The sequence below is a fragment of the Vibrio sp. 10N.222.47.A9 genome, assembly GCF_963872585.1.
Taxonomy (GTDB): domain Bacteria; phylum Pseudomonadota; class Gammaproteobacteria; order Enterobacterales; family Vibrionaceae; genus Vibrio; species Vibrio splendidus.
On the sequence record NZ_CAWNBB010000057.1, the window covers coordinates 42801 to 60936 of the forward strand.

Below are 18136 nucleotides of genomic sequence, written 5' to 3' on the forward strand. Positions count from 1 at the left end.
TATCTTCTTATGCAACTTTAACGAGAATGTAACTTAATTCAAATATTGTAACTCAAAGATCAGTGTTTAGTTGTATACCTGATGTGTGACGGGTGTTAATGTAATGTTTCGCCCGCACGGTGTAGTGTGAGCTGCTTTAAGTCTTAGGAAAGCAATCAGCTTACATAGCACAGAATGGCGTATTAAAAATTGAAATCGACCGAAAAGTCGATAACGTATATAAAACCAAGTGCAAAGAATAGTGCACGCATAACAACGTTTGGCTTAGGATATTGTCACTGTATGTGAATGAATATTCGTTAAGTACCGAAATAAGTGTTAGTGCTCATCCCCCAGAGGAAGACACCTCTACGAGTACTGACATCGACAAGCTATAGATATATGGAGAATAAAATGGCTGGTGTATTGGGAATGATTCTTGCTGGTGGTGAAGGCTCTCGCTTAAGACCTTTGACTGAATCTCGCAGCAAACCCTCGGTTCCTTTCGGTGGTAGTTACCGCTTAATTGATTTCGCTTTGAACAACTTCGTTAATGCTGATCTTATGAAGATCTACGTATTAACACAATTTAAGTCACAATCTCTGTTCCACCACATGAAAAAAGGTTGGAATATCAGTGGCATCACAGATCGTTTTATCGACCCAATTCCTGCGCAAATGCGTAAAGGAAAGCGTTGGTATGAAGGCACAGCAGATGCTATCTACCAAAATATGGGTTTTATGGAGCTGGAAGAGCCAGATCAAGTCTGTATTTTTGGTTCTGACCATATCTATAAAATGGACATCAAACAAATGCTTGATTTCCATAAAGAAAAGAAAGCAGCGTTAACCGTCTCTGCACTGCGTATGCCGCTTGCTGAAGCATCAGAATTCGGTGTTATCGAGGTGGATGCTGAAGGCCGCATGATTGGCTTTGAAGAGAAGCCTGCAAATCCGAAGTCGATTCCAGGAGACCCAGAGTCAGCGCTCGTTTCAATGGGCAACTACGTGTTTGAAGCGAAAGAACTTTTTGCTGAACTAACGGAAGATGCAGATAAACCTGAATCTTCACATGACTTTGGGAAAGACATTATTCCAAACATGTTCCCACGCGGTGATGTGTTTGTTTATGATTTCAGCACCAACCGCATTACTGGTGAGAAAGAAGAAGTTTACTGGCGCGATGTAGGTACGATTGATGCGTACTGGCAAGCACATATGGACCTTCTTAAGAAAGATGCACCATTCTCGCTATACAACCGTAAATGGCCTCTACACACTTACTATCCGCCACTACCACCAGCTACATTTACTGACTCGGCTAATGGTCGAATTCAGATCATTGATAGCCTTGTGTGTAGCGGTAGTTACGTACGTGGTTCGCGTATTGAAAAGAGTGTATTAGGCTTCCGAAGCAATATCGCATCAGCGTGTGATATTAGTGAGAGTATTTTATTAGGTGATGTGAAGGTGGGCGAGGGTTGTATACTTCGTCGCGTTATCATTGATAAAGATGCAGACATCGCACCAGGCACTCAAATTGGTGTAAACCTGACAGAAGATAAAAAGCATTACCACGTATCTGACGATGGTGTAGTTGTTATTTCTAAAGGAGCACGAGTTGGTTACTAAAACTCTCTCGGTACTTTTTGTAGCGTCTGAAGTTGAAGGCTTGATTAAAAGTGGTGGCTTGGCTGATGTAGCCAAGGCACTGCCGAAAGCGTTACAAACACTCGAACAGGACGTTCGAGTGACTATCCCCGCGTATAGAAACATTCCAAACATTGATGAAGCCGAAGTCATTTTATCGACCGAGCTCGATCATTGGCCTCATACCGCTTACCAAGTCAAAAAACTGAGTGTAGAAGGTGTTCAAGTTTTTGGTATCGAATGTGCCAAATATTTCGACCGTCCAGAAATGTACGCAGAAAATAATCAAGCTTACTCAGATAACGGAGAGCGTTTCTCGTTCTTCAGTGCAGCCTGCCTTGATATGCTTCCTAAGCTTGGCTTCCAACCTGATATCATTCATGCAAATGACTGGCATACAGGCTTTGTTCCTTTTTTGCTTAAATCACGTTATCAACAACATGATTTCTTTGAAAATACGCGCAGTGTTATCTCAATTCACAACGCAGTTTTCAAAGGTGTGTTCGCATACGATGAACTGCAATTTCTACCAGAAATGCATAGCTACAATGTGCCTGAAGCTTCAGTGAGTGACACGCATGTCACAATGCTGAGAGCCGGCGTGATGTGTGCTGATAAGGTGAACGCAGTAAGTCCAACGTATGCCGAGGAGTTGAAAACGGAATTAGGCAGTCATGGTATGGCAGCAGAATTCCAGTACAGATCCGCGGATCTTTTTGGCATTTTGAATGGTTGTGATTACGGAGCTTGGAACCCGGAAACGGACGCTTTCCTTCCTCGTAAATTCAAAGCGACAAAGCACAGCATGGTTCGTGGGAAGTCAGCTTGTAAGCAAAAACTGCAGCAAGATGTTGGCCTCCCCGTCACCGATTGTGCGGTTTATGGCATGGTTTGTCGTTTGACTAATCAGAAAGGTGTTCATTACTTACTGCCTATCATCGAACAGTTTTTGAAAAACGATCTTCAGATCGTGATTGTCGGTACTGGTGATCCAGTTTTAGCGAGTCAGTTGAAAGAGCTGTCGGCACTTCACTCAGATAAGTTCTCGTTTGTAGAAGCGTATAATAATGAGCTTGCGCACTTAGTTGAAGCGGGTTCTGATTTCTTCTTGATGCCTTCGGAGTTCGAACCTTGTGGCTTAAACCAAATCTACAGCATGGCTTACGGTACGTTACCGATTGTTCGCTCTGTGGGCGGTTTAAAAGACAGTGTGAATGATTACGATCAGGATCCCGAGATAGCGACCGGCTTTGCTTTTGAAGAGCCAACACCGCAAGCGTTACTGGCAGTATTGCATCGTTCATTACTACTTTATGCACAAAACCCCGCTGAAATTAAGCGTGTTCAACTTTACGCGATGCAACAAGATTTTAGTTGGGAAGATGCGGCAAAAGAATATCTTACGATGTACCATTCTGCATTTTAAAGTGCTGAATTAGCTGTAAAATAAGCTGATGTATAACAACTGAACTTAATAGTAGAAGGCGCTCTGATAGTAGAGTGCCTTTTTGTTTTCTGGTCAGATCACATCACGTTTAGGAAGAGAAAACTTGCAAACTCATTTTAGTCAGGTAGAAAAGGTGGGGTAGGTATTCACATGACTAATGTTAGGTTTGACACTATTATCACTTAAATTTCTTGATTGCGTGATATCCTTAGCCATCGCCTTGTGATGAGGCAGAGCACCATTCCAATAATTAAAGCGATAGGTATGTCTGAGAGTTTACTATTTCATAAAACATTTACTCACCCTACGAGCGATGAGTGGGTTGTATTTGTGCATGGCGCAGGAGGCAGTTCCTCCATTTGGTTTAAGCAGATCAAAGCGTATAAACAGCACTTCAACTTACTTCTCATTGATCTGAGAGGGCACGGTAAATCAGACAATATACTTAAAGGGCTGATTTCGAATCGTTATACGTTCAAATCGGTGACGCTTGATATTCTTAAAGTGTTAGACCATCTTAAGATCCGTTCTGCACATTTCGTTGGCATGTCTTTGGGCACGATTATTGTGCGTAACGTTGCCGAGTTAGCGGCTGGCCGTGTACGTTCAATGGTACTGGGTGGCGCTGTCACTAAGCTAAATATTCGCTCTCAAGTGTTAATCAAGTTGGGTAACCTCAGCAAGCACATCATTCCTTACATGTGGTTATACAGCCTTTTTGCTTATGTTGTGATGCCACAAAAAAGCCAAAAAGAGTCTCGTCATCTTTTTATCCGCGAAGCCAAAAAATTGTGCCAAAAAGAGTTTAAGCGCTGGTTTATCTTAACGGCTGATGTAAACCCCTTGATGAAATATTTTAAAGATAGAGAGCTACCAATACCGACTTTGTATTTGATGGGCGAACGCGACTACATGTTTATTAAGCCTGTAAAAGAAATGGTCGCAGCGCATGAGTCGAGCGAGCTAGTAGAGATTCCGAATTGTGGGCACGTATGTAACGTGGAAAACCCTGAAGAGTTTAACCAGCGTTCGATTGCGTTTATTCAAAAACAAATTCAGTGATTTTCTAGGCGTGAAATCAAAGATGATGATTTAATCGAATTGAAATAAAAACGGGAAGCTAACTTTAGCTTCCCGTTTTTATTTGGAGGAGGTATCTGACCGAGTTGTTATATAAGGTCGTTGGAGCCACTTTACCTTTCAAAACCTGCTATTCAGGTGAAGCAGCACCGCACTGCCAACAAGAACCGAATTGTGCTTCGTTGACTTCATGACATTCTCCGCAACGCCACTCTTCATAAATGATCGAATCTTGCTGTTTCTGGTAGTCATTAACAACTGCCCGGGCTTTGCTCGCCAATTCTGGCTCATATAACCATACGTAAGGGTCAGTTTCTTCGGTAAATGGGATTTCCCCTTTCAAACCGAATAACCCTTCACCACGAACTTCACACGCAATATTCACACTTTCTAGTAATCCACAGATGATGTGGGCTTCTGTCGGATTCGATGCACTGAAGATTTTCATTGAGATAGAACCTTATCTGGCTATATGCGTTATTTAGCTATTATAAGTATACGTTATTCAGTTATTCAGTTATTCAGTTATATACGTTATTCAGCCACAGGTGCTGAGCGAAATTTATTCATCAGCCATTTAGCAATGATTGGGAATACACCCAGTAAGGCAAATGACAAAAGTACTGAAGGAGACACGATACCCGAAAGTGAATCAATTTCCGCGAGTTGAGTACCAGCATTCAAGAAAACAGCAGTACCCGGTAACATCCCTATTTGACTCGTAATGTAGTAACGACTCACGGACATCGGTGTTAGACCCATCAACAGATTGATAAGGAAAAATGGGAATACAGGAATCAGACGCAGAGAAAACAAGTAAAATGCTCCGTCTTTTTCAACGCCCTTGTTAATCGTTGCTAATTTGTCACCAAATTTGGTTTGGATCCAGTCACGTAAAAGGTAGCGGCTACTTAAAAATGCGAGAGTTGCACCAATGGCACTGGCGAAAGAGACCAGCAGCAAACTATTCCAGAAACCAAATAGCGCAGCTCCTAACAAGGTCACAACAGCAGCACCAGGAATTGAGAAAGCAGTAATCATTACATATGCGACAAAATAGATAGCAGCGGCAGCAATGAAGTTGCTATCAATGTAGTCATTTAAAACGGCTTGTTGGGCCTTGGCATTTTCAAGCGTTAGGTATTGGCCGAAATTGACGCCTAACAAGACGATGGTTACGACCAACACAATACCCAATATCATTTTCTTACTCATTGATACTTCCTCTAAATTTTCAATGTATACCATTAGTATAGATAGACAGGCAAAGCATAGATTAACTTTCAGCAGATATAAAAAAAGCCGCAGTAAATGCGGCTTAGTTATATAGATAATTTGCACTGACAATGTTAATTGACGCGATTGATAAGCTCTTCACGACGCTGCTGCGGTATAACAGACCAATGTGTGCCATTGATCGCGCCTTCTAACGCCCAAAGTAGTTCAATACTGACAGAAGACGCATGTGATTCTTTGATGGCGTTAAATGCGTTTACAGAGCCAGATTCATATAAACGTTCTACGGAATCGATCCCTGCTTTTTTCAACATACGCTCAGTGGCGAGTCGAAGGTTGGGCAGATCTTTGAGTCGAGTAGGCTTAGCTGAAGATTGCTCAGCTTTTTCTTCTTTAGCAAAACCCAGAGACGTCGTTGCAAGCTGCAAGATTTTCTCTTGGTCTTGCCACAGGCCTTCAGGTAAAGCGAAATATTTAGTAACGACAGGGAAACCACGTTTTTTGTAGACGTACGGTTGAAACCCTTGTTGTTCGAACTGTTTCGTTGTGCATTTGTCTGCTCGTATGTGCAACTGGTCATTTACAACCAGAGCAAACATAGTGTCATCAGCAAAAAGACCGAAGCCACCAAACATCGAGCGTGATTTTATTTTTCCTAGGGATTCAAATAATTTCATTGAATCCTTTAGTATCGGTTTATCCATGTTATTTATCTCGGTGTATTTGAACTACGCCACCAAATAAGCAGGTCCGAGAGATTAGCAAAATGTTGCAATTAAATTGTCAATTAGCCGTAAATTACTAAATTATTAGTAATTACTGCATTTTGCCATCGGTAACCCCGCTACCATACCAACGAGTGGTTTAGGCCGGAAGCTTTGCGTCTCACTCTTTCAAGTGATTTGCCCTGTGCGTGACTGATTGAATAGAATAAAGTTTTTGTTGAATGAGGCTCACACTTGTTATTTCAAAATGTGATATTGCTTCAATTAATGATCTTTCCAGTATGATACCAGGTTCATTTATGTTGTTGATAAAAAAAGCGCACCTAAAGGTGCGCTTAATTATATTAAACTGAATTTATCAATTAATTTAACGTTTTAACTGTGCTTCGCTCAACAATTTCAGGGTGCATTTCGAACACACGCTTTTCATGGTCTTTATCTTTAATGCGTTCTAACAAAATTTCGAAAGCGTTCTTACCAACACGACGTTTGGGTTGGTGAACCGTTGTTAACGGCGGAGAGAAGTATTCAGCCAACTCGATGTTGTCATAGCCGATCACTGAAATATCTTCAGGGATACGAATTCCTTTCTCTTGCAACCTGCTCATTAGGCCAAGTGCCATCGTGTCGTTAAAACAGAAAACTGCCGTTGGGCGATCTACCATCTTAATGATTTTCTCTGCAGCAAGAACCGCAGTATCACACTCGAAGTTACCTTCAATGATCATGTTATCATCGGTGGCAATCTTAGCTTCGTTGAGTGCGCGTTTGTAACCCGCGATGCGTTCAACACATGCCGCTTTGTCTAAGTGGCCACTTAAACAAGCAATCTTGGAGTGACCGTGATCAATGAGGTATTTGGTCGCTAGGTAACCACCTTCCTCAGAGTTGTCGATGATCTTATCTGCTTGAGAACTCTCAGGACCCCAATCCATAATTACTTTAGGGATGTCAGCGTGACGGTCTAACATGCCTCTCAGTTCTTCAGTTAGGTCAGAACACATAACTAAGATGCCATCTACACGTTTCTCAGCAAGCATTCGAATGTAGTCACGTTGCTTCTCATAGATACCGCCCGTATTACACAGGATCAAAGTGTAACCTTGACGGTAGCAGTAGCTTTCAACACCATCGATAACTTCAGAGAAGAATAGGTTAGTTGATTGAGTAACTAGCATGCCGATAGTGCGGGTTGTATTGCACTTCAAACTACGAGCAACGGCACTTGGTGCATAGTTCAGTTCGTCTACGGCTTTATTTACTTTTTCTTGCGTCGCTTCTGCAACAAAGCGAGTTTTGTTGATTACGTGAGAAACGGTTGTTGTTGATACGCCTGCTAAGCGAGCGACATCTTTTATAGTGGCCATGGTTTTATCCTATTAGAAGCTACTTTCCCAAAGTACGGAATGAAGTAGCCGTTAAGCTACCTAACTAAGAGCTTAAATTTGTAGGGCTCTTTGGGTACTAAAGTGCTAAAAAACAAAAAACCGCTATTGAGCGGCTTGTCTTAACACCGAAATGCTCAAAACTATAATAAGCATAGCATTTCGTGAATGTTTCATATTTTATCGTTTGCGGTCACAATTTTAGACTGACTAGAAATTACTCGCAATAAAATTCACCCGGAAATCCGGGTGAATTGTCACATTCTTCTGAATTTATTTAACGAGTCATCCAATAAGCTTATTCACCAGCGAGGTATTGGGTGTCCAATTTGCAGAATGCAAGTAGCAGAGATGAGACTGAAGCGTAGAAACCGAATTCGTCAACGTCATGACATTTAACGTTGAACTTTGGTACCCAAGTAAGAAGTTGTTGCTCGATAAATTGCTGTTGAACAATGAACGATTTTTCTAGCTCTTCTTCAAGCTCAGTTTCATTAGAACGGATGATCAAGTTGCCAAGGAAGTCGAGTTCGATAGCGATGTGGTCAGCTGGTTCTTTTAGATCTTGGTTCACCACTAAGTTGTGCTTAGCCATGATCTCTTCCATATCTTTTGCTGGCTTATCATTCAAAAGGCCAGTCTCACCGATATACATAGAAGCGTAAGGAAGTGCGCCATGCTTATCTGTTTTTAAGAATAAGTCACAGAAGTCAGCAGACAATTCTAGTTGAGCATCTTCACGCGTTTGTAGGCGGTTTAGCGCATCCACTAGGCTATCGATCGCCGGCTTTAGTGTTTCATTTTCGCCTAAACCAGTTAGGAAAGAACGAATTTCAACAGAGTGGTAGTGATCGAGTTCTTCTTGAGTGATCTCTTTAGCGAATAAGCTTGATAGCCACCAGTATATTTCTGCTCTTTGCTCGTTGAACGCTTTCGTATCTTTCATTTCTTAGATCCTGATTTAGTCTTGTGGTGTTACTTATATGCATCTTGAAGTCACTAGTGCATAAGCACACCAAGGCTGAATAACAAGGTTATTTGCGAAACGCAAAGTTACTCGTTAGTAGTAATGCCTATATTGAATTGCGATGGACGATAAATAGCAAGGTTTAAGATTGTCTTGTATCAAAAAAGATCCATGTTTCTGGCTTTTATCTTGTGTACCACTAGAATTGTTACGAGTTATGAATAGAATAGTCACTGAAACTATTAAATAAGAAAAGTGGTGTAGATGAGCTATCACGTATTAGTCGTAGAAGATGATGTGGTAACCCGCAGTAAACTGGTCGGATACTTCCAGAACGAAGGTTACACAGTAAGCGAAGCAGAAAGCGGCGCTCAAATGAGAAACGTGTTAGAAGAAAACAACGTTGACCTCATTATGCTGGACATCAACTTACCAGGCGAAGATGGATTGATGCTAACTCGCGAATTACGCAGTCAATCAGACATTGGAATTATTTTAGTTACTGGACGCACGGATAGCATCGACAAAATCGTTGGCCTTGAAATGGGCGCTGACGATTACGTTACTAAACCCTTCGAACTTCGCGAGTTATTGGTTCGAGTTAAAAACCTACTTTGGCGCATTTCTGCCGCTCGTAAAACAGCAGCAGGTAAGGTTGAAGAGACTGAAGACGAATCTGTGGTTCGTTTTGGTGAGTGGACGTTTGATATCCCTCGTCGTGCGCTAAGCAAAAACGGCGAACCGGTAAAACTGACTAAAGCTGAATATGAACTGTTGGTTGCGCTCTCTTCTTATCCTAACCAGGTATTAAGTCGTGAACGCATTCTGAATATGATCAGTCACCGAGTGGATGCTCCAAACGATCGAACTATCGATGTGTTAATCCGTCGTATGCGTGCGAAGATGGAGTTTGACCCTAAGAATCCACAAATTTTTGTAACGGTTCACGGTGAAGGTTACATGTTCGCTGGTGATTGATTTCCTTTAGGAATGACTAATCAACAACGATATTTAAACGTAAAAAGCCGAGACATCATTGATGTCTCGGCTTTTTTATTGCTTAGCTTTTATTGTCTACGAACTGGAAACCTGCAAACTACTTGGTTAATCAGTCTTGCCTATCTGGCCGAGTCTACAGATAAGACTATTTCTACAGGTAAGACTATGTCTACTGATAAAATTCAGTTTACTGATTCGGTTGAGTTTATTGAGGCTGAGCCGCAGAAATACCACCGTCATCTTCAACTAAGCGAGATGTTTCAGGAACAACAATGGGTTCTTCAACGGTGTCATTGCTTGTATCAAGCCAATCACGCAGGCTTTGCCACATCAACCCCATTGTTTCGTGCCAGTAACGCTCAGTTTGCTCAAGGTAAAGAGCTTTAGGCATGTACTTATTCCAAGGTTCAACAATCCCTTCTTGTGCAAGGTAATTGGTTGGGGCTGGTAATGGCTTCATGCCAGCTGCATGGAATTCATTCAATGCGCGAGTCATATGGCTAGCGGAAGTTACCAGTACCATTCTTTTATTTTTAACGAACGCAGCGGCTTGTCGGGCTTCTTCCCATGTGTCTTTCGCTGTTTCAAGCAGAATGATATCGGGCTTTGCGACACCTAGAGCCAACGCAACTTTGGCCATCATTCTAGCATTGCTCACCTCAGTGCCTGCGCCATAGCCAGACAAAATGAGTTTTGCACCAGGGTAAAGGCGTAGAATACGAATCCCTTCACTTAAACGCATTAGACCGGTGCGACTAAGCTCTGATGTTGGTGGGATTTGGTCGTCTACGACGTGACCACTTCCGAGAACCATCACGTAATCGACGGTTTCATCGACAGGTAAAAAAGCGGTGTGTTGCCTTTCCATTGGCATTAAAAGTTGACTAGAAACTGGCTGGAAAGCGATTAGGAAAATACCACATAGGGCTGAAAGGGTGATTAGGCAACCCGTCTTCCTTTTGGTAGTAAACATCACTAGGGCTAAACCCAGAAAAGCGAGAATTAACATTGCTGGCAGTGGCATCAATAGCGAGGACACTACTTTTTTCAGCTCAAACATATCCGAATAGTCCGAAAAAACATCACTTAGTAGTAAAAAGAGACATCGCCTCTTTATTCCTGAAATTCCTGTGACAGAATAGCAGGCACGATAGGACATAATAACTCAAGTAGCCGTGACTGAAGACCGTAATTTCGACGATATTGCCCACAAATTTGCAAAAAATATTTACGGCTCTGACAAAGGAGAAATCCGTCAGATCATCGTATGGGAAGATTTAGAACAAGCTTTGAGCAAATTTGAGCAATCAGCTTCGCCGCTGCATGTGCTTGATGCTGGAGGCGGCCTTGCGCAGATGTCGCAAAAAATTGCGTCGCTTGGGCATAACGTTTCTCTTTGTGACCTCTCTTCTGAAATGCTGAAGCTAGCAGAAGAAAGTATCAGTGAAGCGGGTTTGCTAGAGCAGTATCGGTTTATTCATTCTCCGGTCCAAAAAGTAGCAGAGCACCTTGAAGGCCAAGTTGATTTTGTGATGTTTCATGCCGTAATGGAATGGCTCGCAGATCCTAAAGAGGCGCTTGATTTATTACTGGAACAAGTAAAACCCGGTGGTGTTGCCTCGATAATGTTTTACAACCACCACGGATTAGTCCTGAAAAATGTGATTTGTGGCAACATTCCTCATGTATTGAATGGGATGCCACATCGAAAACGGTTTAAGCTGCAACCACAAAAAGGCTTGAAGCCAGAAGAGGTTTATCAATGGATAGAAGACGCCGGTCTAGAAATCTGTGGTAAATCAGGCATTCGTTCCTTCAGTGACTACATAGGTAATATGGAGTACATGGGCGATTACCAATTTGAAGATGTATTGGAACTAGAAAAACAGCTATGTCGCCAAGAGCCATATCTGTCGCTAGGCCGTTATATTCACGTTTGGGCTCAAAAACCTGCGCAATAACAGCGGTGAATGTGGTAAAAGAAGCCACAACATGCGCTATGCAATCGTAATAAGCCCGCGTCATAAAGAAATAGGCGTCATATCTAATACGTTCGATATGACGAAGAACAGTAACAGGAACCACAATGAGTGAAATGACTCAAACTGCCGAAGAGCAGCCAATTGATGAGTTGGTGGGCTGGGTCAAGCAGCATGATTTTTCATTAAACTTGCCACCAGAGCGCTTAGCATTTTTGATTGCTATCGCAGTACTAAGCAATGAAAGGTTCGATGAAGAGTTGGGCGAAGGTGAACTGCACGATGCATTTACCATTGTCACTCGACTGTTTGAAGATACTGGCGAAGCGTCTGCGTTTCGTGCCAACAATGCCATCAATGAGCTAGTTAAACAGAAGTTGATCAGCCGCTTTACCAGTGAAATCACCGATGGTGCGAGCATATACCGCTTATCACCGTTGGCCGTTGGTATCTCTGATTATTACTTACGTCACCGTCAGTTCTCTAAATTAAAACTGTCTATTCAGCTTTCTATGGTTGCCGATGAGATGGCAAAAGCCATTGAAGCTGCGCAGAAGGGCGGAACTCCGGGGCATTGGAAAAAGAACGTTTACGGCGTGCTCAAATATTCAGTTGGTGAAATTTTCGATCAGATTGATCTTAACCAACGTGTTATGGATGAGCAGCAACAAACCGTTAAGCAGCAAATTGCCGACCTTTTAAATAAGGACTGGCGAGAAGCGATCAATAACTGTGAAGCTTTGCTATCAGAAACTTCTGCGACGCTAAAAGAATTGCAAGATACCTTGCAAGCGGCGGGTGATGAACTGCAAACACAGATCCTCGATATTCAAGAAATTGTTTACGGTGATGATGAACTCGAGTTCGTTGGCGAAACCCTGTTCGGTTTGCAAATGAAGCTTGACCGAATCACCAGTTGGGGTCAGCAAGCAATCGACTTGTGGATCGGCTACGACCGCCACGTTCACAAATTTATCCGTACCGCTATCGATATGGATAAAAACCGTGCCTTTAGCCAGCGCTTGCGTCAGTCAGTCACAGACTACTTTGATGCGCCTTGGTTATTGACTTACGCCGATGCTGAGAAGCTGACCGATCTTCGTGATGAAGCGCTCGTGCTTCGTGATGATGAAGTGATGGGACAAGCGCCAATCGACGTTGAGTACGAAGAATTTGAGCAAGTGAATGATCTGCTTTCAGAACGAATTGCAGAGATGTTAAAAGCTCACAAACAGCAAGGCGCGCCAATTGACCTTGGCCTTGTGCTACGCGATTACCTCGCAGCACACCCTCGCACACACCATTTTGATTTAGCCAGAATTGTTGTCGACCAAGCCGTGCGCTTAGGTTACTCAGAGTCTGACTATCAGGCTATTCAGCCGGATTGGCAGGCAATCAACGATTTCGGTGCAAAGGTACAAGCAAATGTCATTAACAAGTACTGATGATTACATGCCAGAGAAACTGGTAAAAGCGATAGCGAACCCGTTGTTCCCTGCGCTAGATAGCATGCTGCGTTCAGGTAAGCATGTTTCAACAGAAGACCTAGACAACCACGCGTTGCTTGCTGATTTCGAAGTGGAACTTCAGCATTTTTACCAACGTTATAATACGGAACTGGTAAAAGCGCCGGAGGGTTTCTTCTACCTGCGTCCGCGTTCTACATCTCTGATTGGCCGTAGTGTGTTGTCTGAATTAGACATGCTGGTTGGTAAGGTGTTGTGTTTCTTATACCTAAGCCCAGAACGTCTTGCTCATGAAGGTATCTTCACCAATCAAGAACTGTTTGATGAATTGATGTCGTTAGCGGATGAGAAAAAGCTCATGAAGCTAGCAACGAACCGCGCATCTGGTTCTGACTTAGACAAAGAAAAGCTCTTTGAAAAAGTACGTACTTCTTTGCGTCGTTTACGCCGTATCGGCATGCTGATTGCGATTGGTGAAACCGGCAAGTTCCGTATCAGCGAAGCGGTATTCCGCTTTGGCGCTGACGTTCGTGTTGGCGACGATATGAAAGAAGCGCAATTACGTCTTATCCGTGATGGTGAAGCTGTGGTTCATACCCAAGAGCCTAACCAGGGTAGCTTGTTGAATGAAGAACAAGCGGAAGCTGTATCAGAACTAGAACTAGACGTAGATGAAAACGGTCAACAAGACATTTTTAATGATCAAGCCGGCTTTGACCTTGAGTCAAACGATGGCGAACAAACAAAAGTAGAAGGTGAAGCATGATTGAAAGAGGTAAGTATCAATCATTAACCATGATCAACTGGAACGGCTTCTTTGCGCGTACTTTTGATATTGATGGATTGGTTACAACGCTTTCTGGCGGTAACGGTGCGGGTAAGTCGACCACAATGGCGGCATTCATCACTGCACTGATCCCTGACCAAAGCCTTCTGCATTTCCGTAACACAACGGAAGCGGGCAGTTCACAGTCATCACGTGATAAAGGCCTTTACGGTAAACTTCAGCCGGGCGCATGTTATGCCGCGCTAGATGTGGTGAACTCTCGTAATCAGCGTCTACTGTTTGCAGTAAAACTGCAGCAAGTAGCGGGTCGTGATAAGAAAGTAGACATCAAACCGTTCGTAATCCAAGGCCTTCCAAGCCATGTGAAACCAACGGATGTATTGATTCAGAATGTTTCAGACAGCCATGCTCGCGTATGCCAGCTGAACGATGTTAAAGCGGCGGTTGCACAATACGAAGGTGCGCATTTTAAAGCGTTTTCTTCGATTGTTGATTACCACTCACAGATGTTTGAATACGGTGTGGTACCGAAGAAACTGCGTAACAGCAGCGACCGTTCTAAGTTCTACCGCTTAATTGAAGCATCACTTTACGGCGGTATTTCTAGTGCGATTACGCGTTCTCTGCGTGATTACCTTCTACCGCAAAATGGTGGCGTGAAGAAAGCATTCCAAGATATGGAATCAGCACTGCGTGAAAACCGCATGACGCTAGAAGCGATCAAAACGACTCAGTCGGATCGTGACTTGTTCAAGCACTTGATCACTGAATCTACGAACTACGTGGCAGCAGATTACATGCGCCATGCCAACGATCGTCGCAACAAGCTTGATCAAACTATGAAATTCCGTGGTGAACTGTTTGGTTCTCGCGAAACCTTGCTTGATCAAAACAACTTGTTGAACCGCGTTCAAGAAGAGCTTGAGCTGTTGGTCGATCAAGAATCGGCACTAGAGCAAGATTATCAAGCGGCTTCGGATCATCTTCAATTGGTTCAAACTGCACTTCGTCAGCAAGAGAAAATTGCTCGCTACAGTGAAGATCTAGAAGAGCTGAATGAGCGTCTAGAAGAACAGATGATGGTAGTTGAAGAAGCTCAAGAGCGAGTACTTCTTGCTGAAGAGCAGGCAACCATTACTGAAGAAGAAGTGGATAGCCTGAAAACTCAGCTTGCTGATTACCAACAAGCGTTGGATGTTCAGCAGACTCGTGCGCTTCAATACCAACAAGCGGTTCAAGCATTAGAGAAAACTAAGCAGCTACTTGGTGATGAGTCTATTACTGCAGAAAGCGCATTAACTCTGGTTTCTGAGCTAAAAGCACAAGAAGAATCAAGCACTCAAACGTTACTGTCGACTAAGCATAAACTAGACATGTCTTCTGCTGCGTCTGCGCAGTTCGACAAAGCGCTCGCTCTTGTTAAAAGCATCGTTGGTGACGTTGAGCGTAAAGAAGCATCTAACAGTGCTAAGCAAGCTTTAGAAAAAGGCCGTAACGCAAAACACGTTGTTGAAAACGAACAACAGTGGCGTGCTCAGCACCGCGACATGGCTCGTGATGTGGCGCAGCAGCGTCAAGCAAAAGAGCTTGCGACTGAATACCAAAAGCAACACAACATCTCACTGACTGACGAAGCGGTTTTCGATGAAGAACGTGAACGCCATGCAATGCAGATCGAGTCTCTTGAGTACGCTCAAGAAGAGCTGCGTGAAGCGAAGAGTGAGCAGCGTCGTGTGCAACAAAACCACGACCAAGAGATTCAAAAACTTGAATCTATTGCTCCAGCGTGGATCACGGCGAGCGACGCACTTGAAGCCCTAAGAGATCAAACAGACGCTGAGCTAGAAGATAGCCAAGCAGTAATGACTCAGATGCAGCAAGTGCTTGAAGATGAGAAATCTCAAGCGGTTGCTAAAGATCAATTGGCGACGCGCCGAGCTGAACTTGAGCAAGAGATTGAGCGTTTAGCTTCTCCGGGTGGTTCTAACGATCCTCGTTTGAAAGGTTTAGCGGATACGCTTGGTGGCGTTCTGCTTTCTGAGATCTACGATGACATTACCATTGGTGATGCACCGTATTTCAGTGCGATGTACGGCCCGGCTCGTCATGCGATTGTGGTCTCTGATCTTGATGGTATTAAAGAGAAGCTGGTGGATCTTGATGATTGTCCAGATGACCTTTACATCCTTGAAGGCGATGTCGATGCATTTGATGACAGCTCATTCAATGCTGATGAGTTAGAGGGCGCGGTGTGTGTTCAGCTGAACGATCGCCAAATGCGTTATTCTCGTTTCCCTGAGATCCCATTGTTTGGCCGTGCGGCTCGTGAACAACGTTTAGAGAAATTGCGTGAAGAGCGTGATGTTGTTGTGGAAAACCACGCGAAAGCGGCGTTTGATGCACAAAAGCTGAATCGCCTATACCAAGCATTCAATAGCTTTGTTGCTAAGCACTTACACGTTGCATTTAACGCCGACCCTGAACAGGCACTAGTGTCTATTCGTGACAAGCGTAACCAGATTGTACGTTCTTTGGCTGAATTAAATTCTAAAGAGCAACAGCAACGTAGTCAGCTACAACAGAGTAAACAAGCGTTGGGTGCGCTAGACAAATTAGCCCCAATGGTTCGTATTTTAGAAGACGAAACATTGGCTGAACGCCTCGCTGAATTAGAAGCGCAACTAGAGCGCTTGAGCGAAGCTAAGTCGTACTTGAACAACCATGGCAAAGCATTGGCGTCTTTAGAACAGATTGTTTCTGCACTAGACGCAGACCCTGAACAGTTCGAGACACTAGAAGCACAATACCAACAAGCTGACCAAGCTCTACAAAGCCTGAAAGGTAAAGTGTTTGCTCTGTCTGACTTGATTGAACGTCGTCACTACTTTGCCTATGCGGATTCTGTTGATCTTTTAAACAAGAGCAGCGAACTGAGCGAGCAATTAAAAGCGAAATTGGTTCAAGCTGAACAAGCTCGAACTAAAGGTCGTGATGGCTTCAAGCAAGCTCGCGAACAGATGAACCAATACAACCAAGTATTGGCAGCACTGAAGAGCTCACATCAAGCGAAGCAAGAAACGGTTCAAGAGTTCAAGCAAGAGCTACAAGAGTTTGGTGTCAATGCTGATGAAGGCGCTGAAGAACGTGCTGTACGTCGTCGTGACGAACTGCATGAGCGTTTGCATACTTCACGTGGTCGTAAGAGTGAATACGAGCGTACCATTACGTCAACGGAACTTGAGATGAAAGCACTGGCTAAGCGTCTTAAGAAAGTACAGAAAGAGTACACCGAGCTTCGTACCTTCGTTGTTGCAGCGAAAGCGGGTTGGTGTTCAGTACTTCGTTTAGCGCGTGAGAATGATGTTGAACGTCGTCTGCATAAACGTGAACTGGCTTATCTAACGGCAGGCGAGCTTCGCTCTATGTCGGATAAATCACTGGGTGCGCTACGTCTGGCGGTAGCCGACAATGACGACCTGCGTGACTCGCTGCGTTTATCTGAAGACAACGCGCATCCAGAGCGTAAAGTTCTGTTCTACATTGCGGTTTACCAACACCTTCGTGAGCGTATTCGCCAAGACATTATTCACACGGATGATCCGGTTGAAGCAATCGAAGAGATGGAAGTGGAGCTAGCTCGACTAACAGAAGAATTGACGCAGCGTGAAAATCGCCTGGCAATCAGCTCTGAGTCAGTAGCAAGCATCATCAAGAAAACGATTCAGCGCGAGCAGAACCGTATTCGAATGCTGAACCAAGGTTTGTCTAACATTTACTTTGGTCAGGTTAAAGGCGTACGTCTGAACGTTAAGATCCGTGAAAGCCACGAGATCTTGCTATCAGGGCTAGCGACTCAACAAGAGCAACACAAAGACTTGTTTGAATCAACGCGCTTTACCTTCTCAGAAGCGATGGCGAAGTTGTTCCAACGAGTGAACCCGCATATCGATATGGGTCAACGTTCTCCACAAGTTCTTGGTGAAGAGCTACTGGATTACCGTAACTACCTAGAGCTGAGTGTTGAAGTTAACCGTGGTTCAGACGGTTGGTTACAAGCTGAATCGGGCGCATTGTCTACGGGTGAGGCGATCGGTACGGGTCAGTCAATCCTATTGATGGTTATTCAGAGCTGGGAAGAGGAATCTCGTCGACTTCGCAGTAAAGACATCGTTCCATGTCGTTTGTTGTTCCTTGATGAAGCAGCACGTTTGGATTCTAAGTCGATCTCTACGCTGTTTGAACTGTGTGACCGTTTGGGTATGCAACTTCTGATTGCAGCACCTGAAAACATTAGCCCAGAGAAAGGTACAACCTACAAACTGGTTCGTAAGGTCTTCAAAGACCACGAACACGTACATGTTGTTGGCCTGCGCGGTTTTGCTCAAAACAAACCAGCATCTCCGGTGCAAGATCTTATCGAAGAAACTGAGCAATAA

Annotated in this window: 14 protein-coding genes and 1 riboswitch; of the genes, 8 read left to right on the forward strand and 6 right to left on the reverse strand. The window is 43.7% G+C overall.

The features are described from left to right. Positions 1–381 precede the first annotated feature (381 nt). The 3 genes from glgC (at position 382) to AACT19_RS18960 (ending at position 4138) form a co-directional block, all read left to right on the forward strand. Positions 382–1611 (forward strand): glucose-1-phosphate adenylyltransferase, encoded by a 1230-nt coding sequence (gene glgC / locus AACT19_RS18950; RefSeq protein WP_076648142.1) that lies wholly within the window; start codon positions 382–384, stop codon positions 1609–1611. After that, positions 1601–3055: a glycogen synthase GlgA gene (gene glgA, locus AACT19_RS18955; RefSeq protein WP_076648145.1), complete on the forward strand. Its 1455-nt coding sequence runs from the start codon at positions 1601–1603 to the stop codon at positions 3053–3055. The genes glgC and glgA overlap by 11 nt, the downstream gene beginning before the upstream one ends. Before the next feature lie 285 nt (positions 3056–3340). Continuing rightward, positions 3341–4138, forward strand: a complete 798-nt coding sequence (locus tag AACT19_RS18960; RefSeq protein ID WP_076648148.1) for an alpha/beta fold hydrolase — start codon at positions 3341–3343, stop codon at positions 4136–4138. Between the two features lie 148 nt (positions 4139–4286). Here the strand turns inward: AACT19_RS18960 and AACT19_RS18965 are convergent, their stop codons facing one another. The 5 genes from AACT19_RS18965 to torD all read right to left on the reverse strand — a co-directional run bounded on the left by AACT19_RS18965 (position 4287) and on the right by torD (position 8448). Continuing rightward, on the reverse strand, positions 4287–4604 hold the full coding sequence (locus AACT19_RS18965) for a putative signal transducing protein (RefSeq protein WP_017078165.1): 318 nt from the start codon (positions 4602–4604) through the stop codon (positions 4287–4289). Between the two features lie 86 nt (positions 4605–4690). After that, complete coding sequence (locus AACT19_RS18970; protein WP_004736447.1) at positions 4691–5371, reverse strand: TVP38/TMEM64 family protein; 681 nt, start codon at positions 5369–5371, stop codon at positions 4691–4693. Between the two features lie 134 nt (positions 5372–5505). Further along, on the reverse strand, positions 5506–6096 hold the full coding sequence (locus AACT19_RS18975) for a TfoX/Sxy family DNA transformation protein (protein WP_004736448.1): 591 nt from the start codon (positions 6094–6096) through the stop codon (positions 5506–5508). A 127-nt stretch (positions 6097–6223) separates the two neighbouring features. Continuing rightward, positions 6224–6309, reverse strand: a riboswitch (cyclic di-GMP riboswitch). Positions 6310–6479: 170 nt separating this feature from the next. Beyond that, positions 6480–7484, reverse strand: coding sequence for an HTH-type transcriptional repressor PurR (gene purR, locus AACT19_RS18980; RefSeq protein WP_017085858.1), 1005 nt, complete (start codon positions 7482–7484; stop codon positions 6480–6482). Between the two features lie 316 nt (positions 7485–7800). Continuing rightward, on the reverse strand, positions 7801–8448 hold the full coding sequence (gene torD, locus AACT19_RS18985; RefSeq protein WP_004736450.1) for a molecular chaperone TorD: 648 nt from the start codon (positions 8446–8448) through the stop codon (positions 7801–7803). Between the two features lie 285 nt (positions 8449–8733). On the opposite strand from torD, the gene torR reads away from it, so the two are divergent. After that, positions 8734–9447, forward strand: a complete 714-nt coding sequence (torR, locus tag AACT19_RS18990; RefSeq protein ID WP_004736453.1) for a two-component system response regulator TorR — start codon at positions 8734–8736, stop codon at positions 9445–9447. A 226-nt stretch (positions 9448–9673) separates the two neighbouring features. Here torR and elyC read toward each other — a convergent pair whose 3' ends face one another. Beyond that, positions 9674–10528 carry an envelope biogenesis factor ElyC gene (elyC, locus tag AACT19_RS18995; RefSeq protein WP_029222038.1) on the reverse strand — a complete coding sequence of 285 codons (855 nt, stop codon included), beginning with the start codon at positions 10526–10528 and terminating at the stop codon, positions 9674–9676. A gap of 115 nt (positions 10529–10643) precedes the next feature. On the opposite strand from elyC, the gene cmoM reads away from it, so the two are divergent. The 4 genes from cmoM (at position 10644) to mukB (ending at position 18136) form a co-directional block, all read left to right on the forward strand. Continuing rightward, on the forward strand, positions 10644–11429 hold the full coding sequence (gene cmoM, locus AACT19_RS19000) for a tRNA uridine 5-oxyacetic acid(34) methyltransferase CmoM (protein WP_017085860.1): 786 nt from the start codon (positions 10644–10646) through the stop codon (positions 11427–11429). A 125-nt stretch (positions 11430–11554) separates the two neighbouring features. Continuing rightward, entirely contained in the window at positions 11555–12892 is a 1338-nt protein-coding gene (gene mukF, locus AACT19_RS19005) for a chromosome partition protein MukF (protein ID WP_017078171.1), read from the forward strand. Continuing rightward, positions 12873–13679, forward strand: a complete 807-nt coding sequence (mukE, locus tag AACT19_RS19010; protein ID WP_076648151.1) for a chromosome partition protein MukE — start codon at positions 12873–12875, stop codon at positions 13677–13679. The genes mukF and mukE overlap by 20 nt, the downstream gene beginning before the upstream one ends. After that, positions 13676–18136, forward strand: coding sequence for a chromosome partition protein MukB (mukB, locus tag AACT19_RS19015; RefSeq protein WP_076648154.1), 4461 nt, complete (start codon positions 13676–13678; stop codon positions 18134–18136). Before mukE ends, mukB begins: the two co-directional genes overlap by 4 nt.